At 63.6% G+C, this 283-nt stretch carries 1 protein-coding gene; it reads left to right on the top strand.

Going from position 1 to position 283, the window contains the following annotated elements; translation table 11 throughout:
* Positions 1-88 precede the first annotated feature (88 nt).
* A partial coding sequence (locus ACLI50_RS22620; protein ID WP_411414684.1) for a caspase family protein occupies positions 89-283 on the top strand: 195 nt, incomplete at its 3' end.

Raw genomic sequence — 283 nt, 5'->3', positions numbered from 1 at the left:
AATTGCCGCAATCCTGTTCAGCGCGCATTCACGGAAGTAGCCTTTCCATCCGTTACGCCAACTCTCGAGAAGAAAAGGGACGACCACTATGGCGCGCATTCTGTGGGCTTTGATCGTCGGTCTGGTGTCGTTCGCCGCGCTTCCTGTCCATGCGGAGGACCAGGAGAAGCGCCTCGCGCTCGTCGTCGGCAACGGCGCCTACCAGGCCGGCGCGCTGCAGACCGCCGCAAACGACGCCGGACTGGTGGCGCAGACCTTGCAGGCCGCCGGCTTCGACGTGATC

The sequence above is a fragment of the Chryseobacterium cupriresistens genome (genome assembly GCF_046614675.1).
In the GTDB taxonomy this organism is placed as follows: Bacteria; Bacteroidota; Bacteroidia; order Flavobacteriales; family Weeksellaceae; genus Chryseobacterium; species Chryseobacterium cupriresistens.
The sequence above is the reverse complement of the archived record's forward strand: the minus strand, read 5'-3'. Positions and strand labels throughout refer to the sequence as shown.